Raw genomic sequence first — 16000 nt, 5'->3', positions numbered from 1 at the left:
ACGCTGTGCCGGAGATCTTCTGGTGATGTCGTCGACGTAGCTGAACTCTGGCGCTCAGTTGCTATAGCTGCCCAGCTGTGCTCCGGTCGGCGGCGGATGCACGGGCGCGGGGCGGTGCTGTCGGGCCCCACCCTTCGACGGTCCCGGGATTCCCCGGCGCTGTGGAGTCCAGGATCGAGCTCGGGGCGTCCCGGCGTGCCCACTCCGACAACAGGCGGGCTATCGCCACGCTGTTCTCCTCCTGCATCATCATGTGGCCGTTCCCGCTGAACCCGTGGTCGGACAGGCGCAGGTGAACGGCGGGTACTCCTGCCTGGACGAGGAACCGGTGGGTCCAACCGTCGATGTCCGATCGGAAGGAGGCGTCGGCGCTCACCACGACCTGCGGGGTTCGGGCCAGGCGGGGCAGGGTCCTGGCCGGTTCCTGTTGCAGCCAGCCGCCGTTTCGCAGACCCGCCCCTCCGGGCAGCCGCGTCGACCGCAGCTCGTCCGGTGATCGGGTGGCCGGCTCGTAGGTCAGGGGAAGGCGGGTGATGCCCCACGGGCGTCCAGGTGGAGCAGCCCGATCACCTGCGTCGTCCACCCGCGCGGACGGGATCGGTTCGATGTCGTGGAACGGAGGGCCGTTGGGTTCGATGGTGATGTGTTTGTGCACCAGGTCGGGTTCGTGGTCGCAGAGCTGGAACCCGAACACACTCGCCTGGGAGTGGGTGAGCAGTACCGCGCCGCCGATGCTGTCGAAGAGTTCGGTGAGCGCGCGGGTGTTGAGCTCCTCGGCGAGGGCCACATCGGCCAGTGAGGCGACCTGGGATGTGGCGAACGCGTCGAAAGCAGGATTGCCGGACACCCCGGGGCCGCCGGGCCAGCGGGCGTGGGACCCCGCACGGGGGAAACGGTGGTGGGCTGCTGCTCCGGTGAACAGAGCCTCCACCTCACCGAGGGGGAGCCGCGTCAGCGGACCGTGGACCGCCGGGTCGTACACCGACCGGCCGCGGGCGACCTGGTCGACGACGTAGACCTCCCAACCCAGTTGTGCGAAGTCGTAGGCCCAACCGGGGCGACCATCGGCTGTCCGCAGGAAGCACAGCCCGGTCTGATCCGTCCCGTGCACGCAGACTATCCGGGGCAACGGCTCGCGTGCGGTGGGCCGGATTCGCTCCACATAGATCTGGTCGACTATGCGAGCGCCGGCCCCATCGGTGTGCATCCGTCCGCGGGTGTGGAACCGGGACACCTCGAAGGTGCGGTCGTCCCAGGCTTCGGTCGTGCTCTCACCGATCATCGTCTCGGGGTGGATTGCTCGGCGGGCGGAGCCGGCACGGTGTCGAAGCCCTCGAGCTCCACGGAACTGACCAGGGTCCCGATCCCCTCGATGGTCACCGCGACGCGGCCGGGGCCTCGACGGAGGTCCACCGACGACAGGGGGCGGTTCCGGTCGTTCCGGCTTCCGATCGCCGTACCCAGTGAGACCACGTCGCCGGGTAGCAACGTCTGGTAGCGGGAGATGAACGCCACCGCGTCCGCGGCCCGGTAGCGGTAGCTGCTGGTCCGGTCGTCCTGCACGGTCTCTCCGTCGACCGTGCAGCTGATGGCGAGATCATCGGGATCGAGTCGGTCGCCCACGGTCGCCACGACGGGACCCAGAGGCCCGAACGTGTCGGCGCTCTTGTATCGACCGGCATAGGTCGTGTGGTGCTCCACGACGCGGAACCCACCCTCAGCGCCGTCGTCCGGCATGGCGAAGCGGAAGTGGAAGTGGTCCTCCACGCGCATGCCGACGGAGGTGACGTCGTTGAGGATGGTGACCCCGAAGATGGCGGCCCGAGCGGTGGCGTTGTCAGCGTCCTTCACTCGCCGCCCGATCACCACCGCCAGTTCCGGTTCCGGGTGCACCAGTCCATAGTCGGGACGGAGCACGATCGCTTCACCGTGACCGATCAGCGAAGCGGGACTCTTCAGGAAGAACGCCGGGTGGTCCGGGGCGCTGATGCGATCTGCATCCATCGCCCGGTTGTTCAACGCAACGCAGGCGATCTTGGACGGCCGGACTGGGGGGAGCCACCCAACGGGGTCCACGACCGGGAACTGCGCGACGACGGGATCGAGGCGCGCCGCGCGCTCCACAAGAGCGCCGAGGCGCGGCCAGTGCTCGATCACGTGGACGAGATCACCTCGTCGGGCGGCGGTGACGTGCTCGGCGGGGGCTCCACCGTGCTCCAACAACGAACCGACGTCGACCAGCACGTCGTCGTCCTGCTGCAGGACCACGACTGGTCCGGTTCCACCCACGACGGTCGCGAGTTTCATGGCTTCCGAGTCCTCTCGTGCGACGGGCTCCGGTCCGTGGCAGTCCGGTGGTCAGGCTCCGAGCAGCCGAGCACCGTTCACAGCGCACATGGTGTGCAGGTCGTCGGCGGCGATACCGCGCTCGAGCAGCAGCCCCAGGATGAGCCGGTAGGACTCGACAGGGAACGGATTGCCGGCTTGTCCGAGGTCGGAGCCGAAGATGGTGTGCTCGGGACCGGCGATGTCGATGTAGGCGAGCAGTTCGTCCAGTGACGCCTGGCTCAGGTGCGAACGCTCGTCGTACATGCAGAGGGAGTGCTCCAGTGTCACTCCGCGTCTCGCCCAGGAGCGGCAGATCTCGAGATCGGCGCCGACCACGAAGTTCGGGTGGTTGACGACGATGCGCTCCACACCGGCGGCCAGTGCACCGTCGATGAGAGCGTCGACCGTCGAGGCGTCCGAGTGCCCGGCCATCAGGATCGCGTCGTGCGCGCGGATCAGGTCGATGATCTCCCGCGCGGCCGGGAGGAGCTTCCCGTCCTCGTCCAGGACGGGCACCGCCTCCGGGTCGCGCATGGTGATGGCAGGATCGGGGAAGTTGAGTTCCTCGTGCAGGCACATGTGCTTCGTCGCAGAGATCGTCGGGAACCATACCGCCTTGCCCCCGAGGGCGAGTGTCATCTCGACAGCGTGCACGTTGAGGCCACCGACGGTGCTGTTGAGCGGGATGCCGGAGTAGACCGGCAGTGGGAGCCCACCCACCGCCTGGTCCACGGCGATCACGTCGGTGACCATCGAGTGGTGGTGGGACTTGACCACGATCGCCAGGAATCCGGCTTCCGCCGCTTGGACCGCGGCGTCACGCAGAGTGAGACGCCGGGGGAACGGCGAGGGCGCCGGGTGGACGTGCAGGTCGACCGCGCCGTGGAGGATGCCATCGACCTCGGCCGGCGCAGAGCTGCGCTGCTCCATGAGTTTCCCTTCGTTGGACACTACCCAAGTTCTATCAGACGGAACATGTTCTGCACAGGAGGACGCTCCTAGCCGCTGAGACCTTGACAGCGGGCGAATATGCTCCACAGAATGACCGCCGTTCCACCAACGAGGAGGTCGGCGTGGACATTCAAGTCGTGCAGCGGGTCGCGGAGATCCTGGAGGCGTTCAGCGACGACGTACACGAGCTGCGACTCGGTCCGCTCGCTCAGGACCTCGGGGTGCAGCGGTCCACGCTGCACCGCTACCTCAACTCCATGGCCAACGCCGGCCTTCTCGACCGCACCGCGAACGGCGGGTTCGGACTGGGACCCCTGCTGACGCGACTGGCTCCGATCGCGCTCGACGTGAGCATGGACTTCTCGGGGCTGGGGCAGGTCATGGAGTCCCTCGCCGTCGAGACCGGCCTGACCGCGGTGCGGAGCGTGTGGAACGACGTGAGCCCGGTCGTCGTCCAGGTGCACAACCCACCCAACCCGACCCACATCAACGTCCGGGCCGGAACACGCCTCCCGGTCACCTCGGCTCAGACCCTCGCCTTCCTGGCCTACGGGGACCCGGCGACGGCGGAGCGGGTGACGGCCCTGCTTCCCCACTCGGACCGCATCGACGTGGAGGAGGCCCTGATCCAGACCAAGCGGCTCGGTATCGCCATCGGCGGGCGGGTCGACGAAGGGGTACGGGCTCTCGCCGCTCCTGTTCTCGACCGAGCGGGCACGGTCGCCATGACCCTCGCCCTGGTCGGCACCGAGGCCGCGGTCAATCCCAGTCCGACCTCACGAACGGCCCACGCGCTCCTGCGGGCCGCCTCGTCGATCAGCACCCGACTCGGATACGCCCCCCCACGATCCCGCGGGGCGAGTGCGTAGACCCCGTCCCGCCACCACCGTCATCTCCCGGACCGAGATTCTCAACCGCACCTTCGTCAGTCAGGACAACGATGTCAGGTTCAACCCTGCCCTCTTCGCGCGAGGACCGCCGCCGCACAGCGATCAAGGGCGCGTGGCTCGGATTCTACGTCGACGCTTTCGACATCTACCTTCCCGTGCTCGCCCTGGCACCCGCAATGATCTACTTCACTCAGGGGCTGACCCCCACTGAAGCAGGGCTGGTCGCAGCGTTCACCTTCGCCGCCACGCTGATCGGGCGACCGCTGGGAGCCTTGGTACTCGGGCATTTCTCGGACACGATCGGGCGACAGCGGATCGCCGTGATATCCGCATGGGGATTCGGCGCCTGCACGTTGGCGATCGGACTCCTACCGGGGATCGAGCAGATCGGGATCGCGGCGATCGTACTGCTCATCCTGCTGCGGGGGATCGACGGCTTCTTCCTCGGCGGCGAGTACACCGCCGCCACCCCACTGGCGATCGAGCAGTCCCGCAAGCAGGACCGCGGTCGGGTCGGAGGTCTCATCGGTTCGGCCTTCCCTGCCGCCTACTGCACGCTTGCAGCCCTCGTGTTCGTCACCCTCCAGATCGTTCCGGCGGGGGCGATCAACTCCCCGTATGTCCAGTGGGGCTGGCGGGTCCTGTTCTTCATCGGAGCGGCAATGGCGATTGCCTTCGCCATCTGGTACAACCGCAGCGTCCACGAGTCGGAGGTCTTCGAAGCCGCCCAGCAGGGTGACGACGTCGTGAAGGCCCCGTGGCGGGAGTTGTTCCGCGGAAGTTCCGGGCGGAGTTTCCTACAGGTGTTCGTCATGATGACCGGTGTCTGGCTCGCCGCGAACATGCTGAACGCGGTGATGCCGACTCTTCTCGCCAGCCAAGCAGGTCTGTCGGCAAGCCAGCTCACGGCCGTGCTCGTGGTCGCCAACCTGATCACTGTCGGCGGCTACATGATGGCGGGCAGTCTTAGCCAGCGCTGGGGACGGCGGACAACCCTGATCGGCGGCGGAGTCAGCGTGGCATCGCTGGCCGCACTCTCGGTCGGTGTCATTGCCAGCGGAATGGTCACCGGGATCGTCCTTCTGATCGTGCTGTCGACCATCTGCGCAGTCACCGTGGGCATCGCCTTCGGTATCGTCCCGTCCTACATCAACGAGAGGTTCCAGACCGGTGTGCGCGCGTCGGCGTACGGCCTCGGATACTCGCTCTCGATCGTCATCCCAGCCTTCTACGCCTTCTACCAGCTGGGTCTGAGCACAGTGATGCCCAGTGAGTACACCCCCGCGGCACTGATGGTCCTCGGCGGAGCGCTGACGGCACTCGGCGCCGCGCTAGGCCCCGAGACCAAGGATGTCGACTTCCCCACCGACGACCAACCGGCCCAGGTGCCATCAGTTGGTTCGCAGGAGGCCTGACCAACCGCGGGAGCCGCGGTGTTGCGGCCGGCCGGAACCAGACCCTCGGCCGGTCGGATCGGACTGAACCGTGGTGCTCGACAGAATCCCTTGACGAAGGAGTCTCAATGGCTACCCAGCTCGACGGCGTCGATCCGACAGCGGCAAGGAAACTCCTGTTCTCCATCGCCGGCCTGCCCGGCGGCCCCGACCGGGGTGCGGTCGAACGCATCCTGCATCTTCTCGACGAGGGCCCTGTGGGCGCGGTGATCGACGGTGAGGTGGTGAGCGCCTCAGCGACGTTCGACCTGCTCGACCCCTCAACCGGTGCGCTGCTGGGCAGCGTTTCCGACTGTGATGCTGCCGTCGTCGACCAGGCGGTCGATGCCGCCGCACAGGCGTTCGCCACCTATAAGCGGCAGTCAGGTGCCTCGCGTGGGGCGGTGCTGAGGCAGATGGCTGATGTGATCGAGCAGAACCAGGAACTGCTCGCCGTGGCCGAAGCGCTGGACACCGGCCGCCCGTTGTGGGAGATCCGCGCGGCGGACCTGCCTCTGGTGATCGCGCACTTCCACTACTTCGCTGGGTGGGCGGGTAAGGAGGAGGGCACGACCACCGGACTCTCGGATCCGGCCATCTTCCATTACAGCCGGCGCGAACCTCTCGGGGTCGTGGGCGGGATCATCCCCTGGAACTTCCCGTTGGTCTTCGCGGCGTACCGGATCGCGGCCCCGCTGGCCTTCGGTAACACGGTGGTCCTCAAACCGGCCGAACAGGCGTCGCTGTCGACCCTGCTGCTGGCGCGGTTGTTCGCAGATGCCGGAGTTCCGGCCGGCCTGCTCAACGTCGTGCCCGGTCAAGGTGCCACCGGTGCCGCGCTGGTCGCGCATCCAGGGGTGGAGAAGATCGCCTTCACGGGCTCGGTCGACACCGGTCGGCTCGTCGGGCGTGAAGCCGCCAATGCGATCAAGCAGGTCTCGCTGGAGCTGGGCGGAAAGTCTGCGAACATCATTTTCGACGATGCACCGGTGGACGCCGCCGTCGCCGGCGCCCTCGGCGGCATATTCTTCGCCCAGGGGCAGGTCTGCACGGCCGGCTCCCGACTGTTCCTTCACCGCGAGATCCGAGACACGGTGATCGACCGTCTCGGCCAGGGCATGGCCGGGTTCGTGATCGGGCATGCCCTGGACCCGAAGACCACCGTCGGTCCGCTGGTCGACGCCAACCAGCAGTCGCGAGTACAGCAGTACATCGACCAGGCCCGAGAGGCCGGACTGCCGGTCCTGCACGAACGCAAGCTGGACCTGGACGCGGACCTGCGAGGCGGATTCTTCGTCACCCCGATCATCTTCGGTGTCGACGACCCCGGGGTCGCACTCTGGCGTGAGGAGATCTTCGGGCCGGTGCTGGCTGTCGCCGACTTCGATGACGAACACGACGTCGTCACCCGCGCGAACGACACCACTTTCGGTCTGGCCAACGGGATCTGGACCAACAATCTGTCGCGGGCGCATCGCGTGGCGGCTGAACTCGAATCCGGGACCGTGTGGGTGAACACCTACAACATGTTCGACCCCGCCGCCCCGATCGGCGGCTTCAAGTCCAGTGGTATCGGCCGAGAACTCGGCAGCGCATCCGTCCAGCTGTTCACACGTGGGAAGAGCGTCTGGATCAACACTGCAGTCTGAGGCAGAGAGGCCTTGAACATGAGTGACACCCATGCTCCGGCGGAGGAGAACGTCGACATCATCATCGTCGGTGCCGGGGCCGCCGGGACCGCAATGGCCGCCGCGGTGGCCGGTCGAGGCCTGAACGTCCTGTGTCTGGAGCAAGGCGGCTGGATCGACCAGACCCTGCGGGAACGCAGCGTGCAGGATCACGAGATCCTCGGCACGGCAGACTTGTCCCCCGTCTCCGAGGTTCGTCGAGCACCGGCCGACTACCCCATTGACAGCACCGAGTCGGACATGACTCCTCTCACGTGGAACGGTGTCGGCGGTAGCGTGGCGATGTGGGCGGGCGCCGCACCACGGTTGCATCCCTCGGATTTCGCGGTCCGTACCCTCGACGGGGTTGCCGAGGACTGGCCGATCACCTACGAAGAACTCGAGCCCTACTACGAGCAGGCCGAATCTCTGCTCCGGGTCGCCGGACTTGACGGGAATCCCTCCTATCCACCCCGGCGCGTCGGCTTTCCGGAGCCGCCGTTGCCTGTGCGGACCATCGGTGCGCGAGTCGCGGCCGCCCACGACGAACTGGGTTGGCACTGGTGGCCCGGGTCCAGCGCCCTGCACGGACGGGCGTTCGACGGCATCCACAACTGTCACGTGCACGCGACGTGCCCGAACAGTTGTCCCGAACGGCAGGCCAAGCAAGCGGGGTACGTCTCGTGGCAGAGATCGCTGAGCGGGGGGGTCCAGCTACGCACGGGGATTCGGATCACCCGTGTCGTTGCGCAGAACGGTGAGGTCAGCGGCGTCGAGTACCTCGATCGCGGTGGCACGCTGCGTCCGGTCCGCGCTCGCCGTGTCGTGCTCGCGGCCGGCGGCCTCGGCACTCCCCGGTTGCTGCTCATGTCAGCAACCCCGGAAGCTCCCGCAGGCCTCGCCAACTCCAGCGGCTTGGTGGGAAAAGGCCTGATGATGCATCCGTTCGCGGTCGTCACCGGCTACTTCGCCGAGAACATGGACAGCCAGCAGACGAACTACGAAAACGCAATCACCTGCCAGCAGTGGTACGAAACGGACAAGACACGCGGATTCGTCCGCGGTGCGCACTGGGCGCTGTGCTCGACGGGTGGGCCGGTCCAGACCGCGGTCACCGGTGGGGTGTGGGGTCCGGAACACCGAGCGGACTTCGGAGGCCGGTTCAGTCGCGGCGCCCTCTGGGGGATCTTCACTGACGACCTGCCCGACGACGACAACACTGTGACCCTGTCCGAGCGGACCGACGCCGCAGGACTGCCCGGCGTAAAAGTCACCTATCGAATCCCGGAGAACTCGATGCGCATTCTCGAGTTCAATGTCGAACGCGCCGAAGAATCGCTGCGCGCCGCCGGGGCCGTCGAGGTGCGCTCGTACTCACCCGCCCGCGCCGCCGGATGGCACCTGATGGGCACCGCCCGGATGGGCTCCGACCCAACCAAATCCGTGGTCAATTCCAAAGGTGAAACACACGATGTCGCAGGGCTCTACATCTGTGACGCCAGCGCGTTCACCACCGGAGGTGCAGTGAACCCGGCACTGACCGTCACTGCGCTCGCCTTCAAGGCCGCCGATCATCTGCTCAAGACGTTGGAGCCAAACTGATGGACACGAGCCAGGTACGCGTCGCCAACCTCCTCCGACGGAAGCTGATCCCGGACTCCCCGAGCATGCCAGAAATCGAGGACGACGAGTTCGGACGGGACGTCGAACGGGTCCTCGAACTCCGTCCCGACCTAGAAACCACAGTTGCCCGACAGCTGGCAGCTGACGACATCTCGTCACACGACGGCATCCCCGCCGAGCTGGTGTTCGTCGTTGCCGCGGCCTACTACACCAACCCTCGGGTCGACGGGGCACTGGGATACAGCGCGGGACAGCGACGGACCGCGCCGCTCGACGAACACAGCACCGCGGAGCTTCGCCAGCGGCTCTCCTCCGTGATCGCCCGCGGACCGTTGTACGTGCCGACTCCCTGACCGCGTCCGGCCCCTGCGCCGGACATCGTCGGACGTGCTCCCGGACGGAATCCCACGCTGGTCAGGGGGGCACGTGGCGCGGAGACCGGCTTACCGACCGACTCGTCCGCTCCATGGGTCCTCGGCCTGCCGGTTCGTGCTGGGCGAGCGATGCCCCCCTGAGCCCGGTGTCGACGGTTCCCGCTCAGCTGCGTCCCGATGAATGCGCGGTCGATCCGGGTGCAGGAGGACCGGAATCCGCAACGGTTCCTCGCCGACAGTCGCGGGGCGTGCATCCGAACGCCTCCCGGAACCGTCGGGAGAAGTGGCTGGGATTGGTGAACCCCCACGACATCGCGATCGTCGCGACGGCGTGGTGCCGTCGGGCCGCGGACCGCAGATCGGATCGCGCGCCGAGCAGCCGCTGGTCGATGATGGACTGTTCGAGGCTCGTCCCGAGCGAGGCGTAGATCTGGAACAGGGCGCGCACGGACAGGCCGTTCGCCGCGGCGATCCGGGCGGGGGACAGCTCGGGATCCCGAAGATGGAGCCGGACGTAGCTCTGCACCCGGGTCGCAGTCGTGGCGTGCAGTGCCTCGTCGGTGCCGCCCTCGTCCTGCGCCGCCGAGATGACGAGCGCATGCATCAGCTCCACCGTGGCCGCCCCGAGGTGCCCGGCTGCAGCGGTGCCCTCCAGGGCCCTGGCGTTCGTCGTGATCCGCGCGACGTGTTCGCGGACCAGGTCGTAGATGGGGCTGGTGTGCAGACGGGCGGCCGCGGTGCGGATCATCTCCATGGGCAGACCGAGGGTCTCGAAGTCGACGTGCAGAGCGTAGGACGCGCCGTGGTCGGGCCAGGTGTAGACGTAGGGCGAGGACAGGTCCACCAGGATCAGGTCCCGGGGGCCGAACGCGCGGTACTCCCGCTGCCAGGACATGGTGTTGGTGGCCCGGACCGGGAGCGCGAGCGCGATGGAGCACTCGTTCATCGCCCGGGACATCCGGGGAGTCCGCCGTAGTGTCGTGCCGGAGGCCTCGATGTTCAGGACTGTCGACAGGCCGAAGTCGTACATGTGTACCCGGCCCTGCACATCATCAGGATCGATGAATGTGGCCGCGCTGGTCGAGCAGTTCTGGCTCGCCGCATTCTGCAGGGCCTCCGCACGCTCGCCGGGGGTGACCGAATCGGTGTCGAGAATGAGCACCATGCCCTCCTGAGTGCGGTCGCCACGACCGTTTCCGGAGTGAAACAGAGTGTCGTTTCACGACCAGGAAATCAAGGTCCTTAAGACCCTGATGAGGGTGGTGGCCCGTGTCCACCACCCTCCGACCTCGATCAGGAGGGTGGGGCCGCCGACGTGCGCGAGCCACGGTCCGGTCACATGCGGGCCGGTTCCGCCGGTTCCTCGGGGACCGGCGGGCATTCGACGACCGGCGCCGGATCGGTCGCCTGGCGCAGTGCCCAGGCCAGGACGTAGTCGGCCACTTCCTGCCAGCCCGGTGCAGCCGGGAGCAGGTGCGGCATGCTGCCGAACTCGACGACCTCGGTGACCGTCGTCGTACCCCGGTAGTGCGCCGCGTTCGACCACTGCACCTTCGGCGGCATGATGTGGTCCTTGCCGCCCGCCACGAGCAGCAGCGGCGCCCGGTTCTCGTTGCGGTAGTCGACCCAGGTGCTCTGCTTCCCCGGGGTCAGATTGGCAAGCGCACTCTCGAAGATGATCTGCCCGGACACCGGGACGGCGTAGCGCTCGTAGAGCCGGCGAGCCTCCTCCTCCGGGAAGGTGTTGGTGAACGCGTAATTCCAGCGGTCGAAGTCGTAGGCGACGGCACGGTGCCGGTTCGCGGGATTCCTCAACACGGGGAAGGTCGCCCGCACCTGGGACAGCGGGACCACCGGCACCCCCTCGGTCGGTGCCGAGTTCAGCGCGACACCGGCGGCGCCGAGACCGCGGTCGAGCAGGAGCTGCGTGAAGGCGCCACCGGCGGAGTGCCCGATGAGGATCGGTGGCGACGGGAGCCCGCGCACCACCTCCTCCAGGTGCTCGATGATCACCGGTGCGGTGAGCCCTTCGACCGGGGACGGGTCGGCGTTCAGTGCCGCTACCTCGACGTCGAAGCCCGGGTACGCGGGAGCGAGCACCCGGAAGCCCCGGGTCTCGTAGTGACTGACCCAGTTCTCCCAGGAACGGGGTGTCGCCCAGAACCCGTGGATCAGGACGATCGTGTCGGGTGCAGGTCGGTCGGTGGCCATGTGCTGCCTCCTTGCTGTGGTCGGGCGGAGTCTCGAGTGCTGACGGATCAGACGGATCAGTAGGTCCCGAGGAACGTGAACAGGTCGGGGGCAGCTGGTACTCGTGCTCCCGGTGATGCCCTGCGGGCACCCGGGTGGCCCCCGTCGGGCCGGCGTGACGATTCCGCCACAGCCGGAACGCTGCGGGTGCTCCCACCCAGCACGGTTCTGTGCTGAGCGTGCGCCGACGGCGTCCGGTCACTACCGGGTCCGCCGGACGGCCGCGACCGGCCGGCGCGTCCGTCGCCGTGCCCTGGCGCGGTCGTCACCGCCCGAGGGGAAACCCCCGGACCGGACCACCGGTAACCCCTCGGCCCTCCGCTCGTTGTGCCGAGCACGCGAGTCGAGGGGGGACCCATGCGTCGAGGACGACGGAACGGCCTGATGGCGACGGCGGTCGCGGCCGCTGTCCTGGTGGCTGCCGGGGGGTGGCAGCCGGCGCTGGCGTTCGACCCGTTCGGTCCGTCCGGCACGGTCGTGGTCACCCCGTCGTCGGCGAACCAGTTCGCCGGGACGTTCGACCGCGGGGCGGGGAGCCGCGAGTTCACCGCCCGGCACGGAGCGCCGCCGGACGGTGGCAGCGGTGCGCTGGAGCTGCGCACCCCCGGCAAGGACGACAAGGTCCAGTTCGTGACCGGTGAGGTCGCCGGGCCACTGGAGAGGTTCCGGTCGAGCAGCTACTGGGCGCTGCGGGACCCTGGCTCGCCGACGGACGCGATGCCGTCGTTCCAGATCGCCGTCGACATCGACGGCGGGGAGTTGGAACCGGGCGACCTGCACCTGCTCACCTTCGTCCCGCAGCCGGCCCCGGCCGGCACGTGGACCCGGTACGACGTGGGCGCCGGCACCTTCTGCACGATGCAGCAGATCGGTGGTGCCGACGCCTACCGTGCCTGCGTCGACGGCGGGGAGCGGCGGACGCTCGACGCGATCGTCGACGCCCACCCGGGGATCTCGGTGTTCGCGGCCGGGGTCAATCAGGGCGGCGCGAACGCCGGACTGGTGGCCGCGGTCGACCTGATCCAGATCGGGAACCGGACCTACGACCTGGAGCCCGGTTGATCAGGACACGCAGAACTCGTTCCCCTCGGGATCACGCAGCGTCGTCGTGACCGGGCCGCGGTCCGACGTCGTCCACAGCACCTCGGCACCGAGCGCGACCAGGCGCGCCACCTCCTCGGCCGCCGCGTCCGGGCCGACCTGCAGATCCAGGTGCATCCGGTTCTTGGCGGTCTTCGGTTCCGGGACGCGGGCGAGGAAGATCCTCGGGCCGGGCCCGTGGCAGGCGGCGACGTCCCGGAACGCGCGGCGGTCGCCGTCGACGACGATCTCGTCCTCGGCGATCCGCCCGGCGGCCAGCAGGGCGTCGACGACCTCGGTGTGGTCCTCGACCTGGTAGCCGAGCGCGGCCGCCCAGAACCGGGCCAGCGCGTGCGGGTCGGTGGCGTCGAGCGAGATCTGCAGCTTCACCGCACCGATCGTGCCGTGGGTCCCGGTCAGCGGCTGTCCTGGACCACGGAACTGTCGGTGCCGTGCCCCATCATCGGCGCACCCCGACGACGAGGAGCGCGTGATGACCGGGAGCGACCCCACGATGGCCGAGATCGCCGCCGCGGTGGAGGTGGGCCGGGCGGGCGACCGGGTGGGTGCGCGCGACCGGCTGACCGCGCTGTGGGAACGCATCGGGGCGGGAGGTGATCCGCTGCACCGCTGCGTCCTGGCGCACTATGCGGCCGACGTCGCCGGCGACGCGCACGAGGAGCTGCGCTGGGACGAGCGGGCGCTCGCCGCGGCCGAGGAGGTCACCGACGAGCGGACCCGCGAGCTGGACCCGGCGCTGCGGATCGCCGGGTTCTACCCCTCGCTGCACCTGAACCTGGCCGACGTGCACCGCAGACTCGGTAACGACGAGCCCGCGCGGTGGCACCTGCAGCAGGCGGCCGACCGGGTCGAGGCGCTGCCGGGAGACGGTTACGGCACGATGATCCGGTCCGGCATCGAGCGCTGCGGCGAGCGGCTGGCCCGCGGCGACCGCTCGGTGCCGGGGTGAGGCGCGGGGACCACGCCCGGCCCGGGCGCAACCCCCGCGCCGCGTCACACGACGGCGCCGTCGGAGTTGCGGGTGCGGGCCCGGTCGGCCCGCGACGGGTTCCGCCGCCCGGCCTTGCCGACCGGTTGCTTCGACTTCTCCACCCGCGGCGGCAGCCCGCCGTGGCGGCGCTGGAGCAGGATCGACACCGGGCCGGCGACCACGATCGTCGAGATCGTGCCGACCACGATGCCGACGATCAGTGCCAGCGCGAAGTCCGCGAGTGTCGCCCCGCCGAGCACCAGCAGCATCACCAGGATGGTCAGGGTGGAGATGCCGGTGTTGACGGTCCGGGGCAGCGTCGACAACACCGCGGATCCGACGACCTGGTGGAAGGGCTCCTTCGCGCGCTGGGCCCAGTGCTCGCGCACCCGGTCGAACACGACGACGGTGTCGTTGACCGAGTAACCGATCACGGTGAGGAGCGCGGCCAGGAAGACACCGTCGGCGGTCCGGCCGGTCCAGGCGAACACGCCCACGACCACCATCACGTTGGTGAACAGTGCGGCGACCGCACCGGCACCCAGCGTCCACCGGAACCGGTAGGCCAGGTAGACGAACTGTGCGGCGAGCGCCACCCCGAGTGCGATGAGGCCGCCGCGGGCCAGCTCGGCGCCGAGGCTCGGGCCGATCATCTCGTCGCGCAGCACCTCGGCCCCGCCACCGGCGGCCCCCACGGCCTCGCGCAGCGCCGCCACGCCTGCGTCGTCGAGCTCGCCCGCCCGTAGGCCGATCGCCCCGTCACCGGTCTCGGTCACGGTCAGGTTCGGGAACCCGGCCGCGGTGACGGCGTCCCGGGCCTGCTCGGCGGTGATGTCGTTCGTCGTCGTGAACTCGACCAGCCGGCCACCGGTGAACTCGACACCGAGCTCGAGACCACGCAGGAACAACCCGCTGACGGCGACGACCAGCACGGCGCCTGCGACTGCGAGGTACCTGCCCGGGTTGCGCAGGAACCCGGGATCGCGGGCCTCCAGCTTCCGGCGGACCGGGCCGATGGCCGCGATGCCGGTGATCTTCGGCCGGCGGCGCACCGCCGGGATCTTCAGCACCGCCAGGGTCAGCAGCCGGGACAGCACCAGCGCCGAGAACAGCGACACCACGACGCCGATGACCAGTGTGACGCCGAAACCGCGGACCGGCCCGGAGGCCAGACCGAACAGCAGCACCGCCGCCAGCAGCGAGGTGACGGCGACGTCACCGACCGCGGAGAGCGAGTACCGGTAGCCGTTCTCCGAGGCGCGTTCCAGGCGTGGCTTGATCGCGTACTCCTCGCGCGACCGTTCGGCGATGAGCACGTTGGCGTCCACCGCCATGCCGACGGCGAGCACGAACGCGGCCAGCCCGGGCAGGGTCAGCGTCGCACCGAGCCCGGTCTGCACCGCATAGGCGATCAGTGCGTACCCGCCGAGCGCGACGACGGCGACCAGGCCGACCAGGCGGTACACGACGAGCAGGAACACCGCGGCGAGCGCCGAACCGATGATCGCGGCCAGTGCACTGGCCTCGATGGCGTCCGCGCCGAGCGTCGGGCCGACGGTCCGCTGCTCGATGATCTCGACCGGCACCGGCAGCGCGCCGCCCTCGATGAGCACCGCGAGCTCGGAGGCCTGCTCCGGGGAGAAGTTGCCGCTGATCTGTGTCTGGCCGCCGACCATGCCGATGTTGCACTGGATCGACTCGTGCACCTGCGGCGAGGAGATCACCTGGTCGTCCAGCACGATGGCGACCCGCCGCTGCGGGTCGCCGGGCGGGTTGCACGCCGCCTGCCCGGTGAGCGCCTGCCACCGCGCCGGGCCCTCACCTTCGAAGCGGACGTCGACGACGTGACCGACCCCCTGCGGGTTCGGCGCCGACATGGCCGAGCCGATCAGCTCCCCGGCGAGCGCGGGCGGGCCGAGCTGCAGCGGCTGTCCCTCCTCGTCGGTGACGGCCTGGTCCGCACCGGGCGCCCCGACGCCGAGCACGGGGTGCATGGTCAGCTGGGCGGTCCGGCCGAGGGTCTCGGCTGCCTCGGCGGGGTCGGTGAGGCCGGGGAGTTCGACGATGATCCGGTTCTCACCGGAGCGGGCCAGCGTCGGCTCGGCGACACCGAGGCCGTCGATCCGGCCGCGCAGCACCTCGAGCACCCGGTCGGTGGCCTCGGCGTCGGCGGCCACCTCCTCGGTGTCGCGGGTCTCCAGCACGATCTGGGTTCCGCCGCGTAGGTCCAGGCCCAGGGTGGGGGCCGTGGTCAGCACGACGACGGAGGAGAGGGCGAGTACGGCGAGCGCGATCAGCGAGCGCCAGAGCAGGGGTCGTTGCTGCACGAGGTTCCTCGGGGGAGCGTCCGGTGTGGGACGGGGCGGAGGGCGGCGGGTGACGATCCGCGCCGGTGGCCGGCCCGGACGGCACG

14 protein-coding genes are annotated in these 16000 nt (G+C 69.1%); 7 read left to right on the top strand and 7 right to left on the bottom strand.

The window, feature by feature from the left end; genetic code table 11:
* Window positions 1–61: 61 nt before the first annotated feature.
* The 3 genes from AB0J24_RS14450 to AB0J24_RS14440 form a co-directional block, all read right to left on the bottom strand.
* Window positions 62–1282, bottom strand: coding sequence for a hypothetical protein (locus tag AB0J24_RS14450; RefSeq protein ID WP_358680719.1), 1221 nt, complete (start codon window positions 1280–1282; stop codon window positions 62–64).
* The gene (locus tag AB0J24_RS14445) at window positions 1279–2244 is read right to left on the bottom strand and encodes a fumarylacetoacetate hydrolase family protein (protein ID WP_358680717.1); all 966 of its coding nucleotides are present in this window, start codon (window positions 2242–2244) and stop codon (window positions 1279–1281) included. The genes AB0J24_RS14450 and AB0J24_RS14445 overlap by 4 nt, the downstream gene beginning before the upstream one ends.
* A 114-nt stretch (window positions 2245–2358) precedes the next feature.
* On the bottom strand, window positions 2359–3279 hold the full coding sequence (locus tag AB0J24_RS14440; protein WP_358680714.1) for a DUF6282 family protein: 921 nt from the start codon (window positions 3277–3279) through the stop codon (window positions 2359–2361).
* Between the two features lie 122 nt (window positions 3280–3401).
* Between AB0J24_RS14440 and AB0J24_RS14435 the strand changes: the two genes are divergently transcribed.
* The 5 genes from AB0J24_RS14435 to AB0J24_RS14415 all read left to right on the top strand — a co-directional run bounded on the left by AB0J24_RS14435 (window position 3402) and on the right by AB0J24_RS14415 (window position 9245).
* A complete protein-coding gene (locus tag AB0J24_RS14435; RefSeq protein WP_358680712.1) occupies window positions 3402–4148 on the top strand; it encodes a helix-turn-helix domain-containing protein in 747 nt (248 codons plus the stop codon).
* Window positions 4149–4219: 71 nt separating this feature from the next.
* Window positions 4220–5584: an MFS transporter gene (locus AB0J24_RS14430; protein WP_358680709.1), complete on the top strand. Its 1365-nt coding sequence runs from the start codon at window positions 4220–4222 to the stop codon at window positions 5582–5584.
* 107 nt (window positions 5585–5691) lie between these two features.
* Complete coding sequence (locus tag AB0J24_RS14425; protein WP_358680706.1) at window positions 5692–7251, top strand: aldehyde dehydrogenase family protein; 1560 nt, start codon at window positions 5692–5694, stop codon at window positions 7249–7251.
* Window positions 7252–7269: 18 nt separating this feature from the next.
* Entirely contained in the window at window positions 7270–8871 is a 1602-nt protein-coding gene (locus AB0J24_RS14420; RefSeq protein WP_358680703.1) for a GMC family oxidoreductase, read from the top strand.
* Window positions 8871–9245: a hypothetical protein gene (locus AB0J24_RS14415; protein WP_358680700.1), complete on the top strand. Its 375-nt coding sequence runs from the start codon at window positions 8871–8873 to the stop codon at window positions 9243–9245. Before AB0J24_RS14420 ends, AB0J24_RS14415 begins: the two co-directional genes overlap by 1 nt.
* 184 nt (window positions 9246–9429) lie before the next feature.
* On the opposite strand, the gene AB0J24_RS14410 is transcribed toward AB0J24_RS14415, so the two are convergent.
* Window positions 9430–10431, bottom strand: a complete 1002-nt coding sequence (locus AB0J24_RS14410; protein ID WP_358680697.1) for a helix-turn-helix domain-containing protein — start codon at window positions 10429–10431, stop codon at window positions 9430–9432.
* Window positions 10432–10601: 170 nt separating this feature from the next.
* Window positions 10602–11477, bottom strand: coding sequence for an alpha/beta fold hydrolase (locus AB0J24_RS14405; RefSeq protein WP_358680694.1), 876 nt, complete (start codon window positions 11475–11477; stop codon window positions 10602–10604).
* A gap of 423 nt (window positions 11478–11900) precedes the next feature.
* Here AB0J24_RS14405 and AB0J24_RS14400 point away from each other — a divergent pair, with 423 nt between their 5' ends.
* Window positions 11901–12578 (top strand): hypothetical protein, encoded by a 678-nt coding sequence (locus AB0J24_RS14400; protein ID WP_358680691.1) that lies wholly within the window; start codon window positions 11901–11903, stop codon window positions 12576–12578.
* Here the strand turns inward: AB0J24_RS14400 and AB0J24_RS14395 are convergent, their stop codons facing one another.
* Entirely contained in the window at window positions 12579–12986 is a 408-nt protein-coding gene (locus AB0J24_RS14395; RefSeq protein WP_358680688.1) for a VOC family protein, read from the bottom strand.
* A gap of 103 nt (window positions 12987–13089) precedes the next feature.
* Between AB0J24_RS14395 and AB0J24_RS14390 the strand changes: the two genes are divergently transcribed.
* Entirely contained in the window at window positions 13090–13566 is a 477-nt protein-coding gene (locus AB0J24_RS14390) for a hypothetical protein (RefSeq protein ID WP_358680686.1), read from the top strand.
* 44 nt (window positions 13567–13610) lie between these two features.
* On the opposite strand, the gene secD is transcribed toward AB0J24_RS14390, so the two are convergent.
* On the bottom strand, window positions 13611–15914 hold the full coding sequence (gene secD / locus AB0J24_RS14385; RefSeq protein WP_358680683.1) for a protein translocase subunit SecD: 2304 nt from the start codon (window positions 15912–15914) through the stop codon (window positions 13611–13613).
* Between the last annotated feature and the right edge of the window lie 86 nt (window positions 15915–16000).

Source organism: Pseudonocardia sp. NPDC049635 (assembly GCF_040659795.1).
GTDB lineage: Bacteria > Actinomycetota > Actinomycetes > Mycobacteriales > Pseudonocardiaceae > Pseudonocardia.
This window is presented reverse-complemented; position numbering and strand designations above follow the sequence as displayed.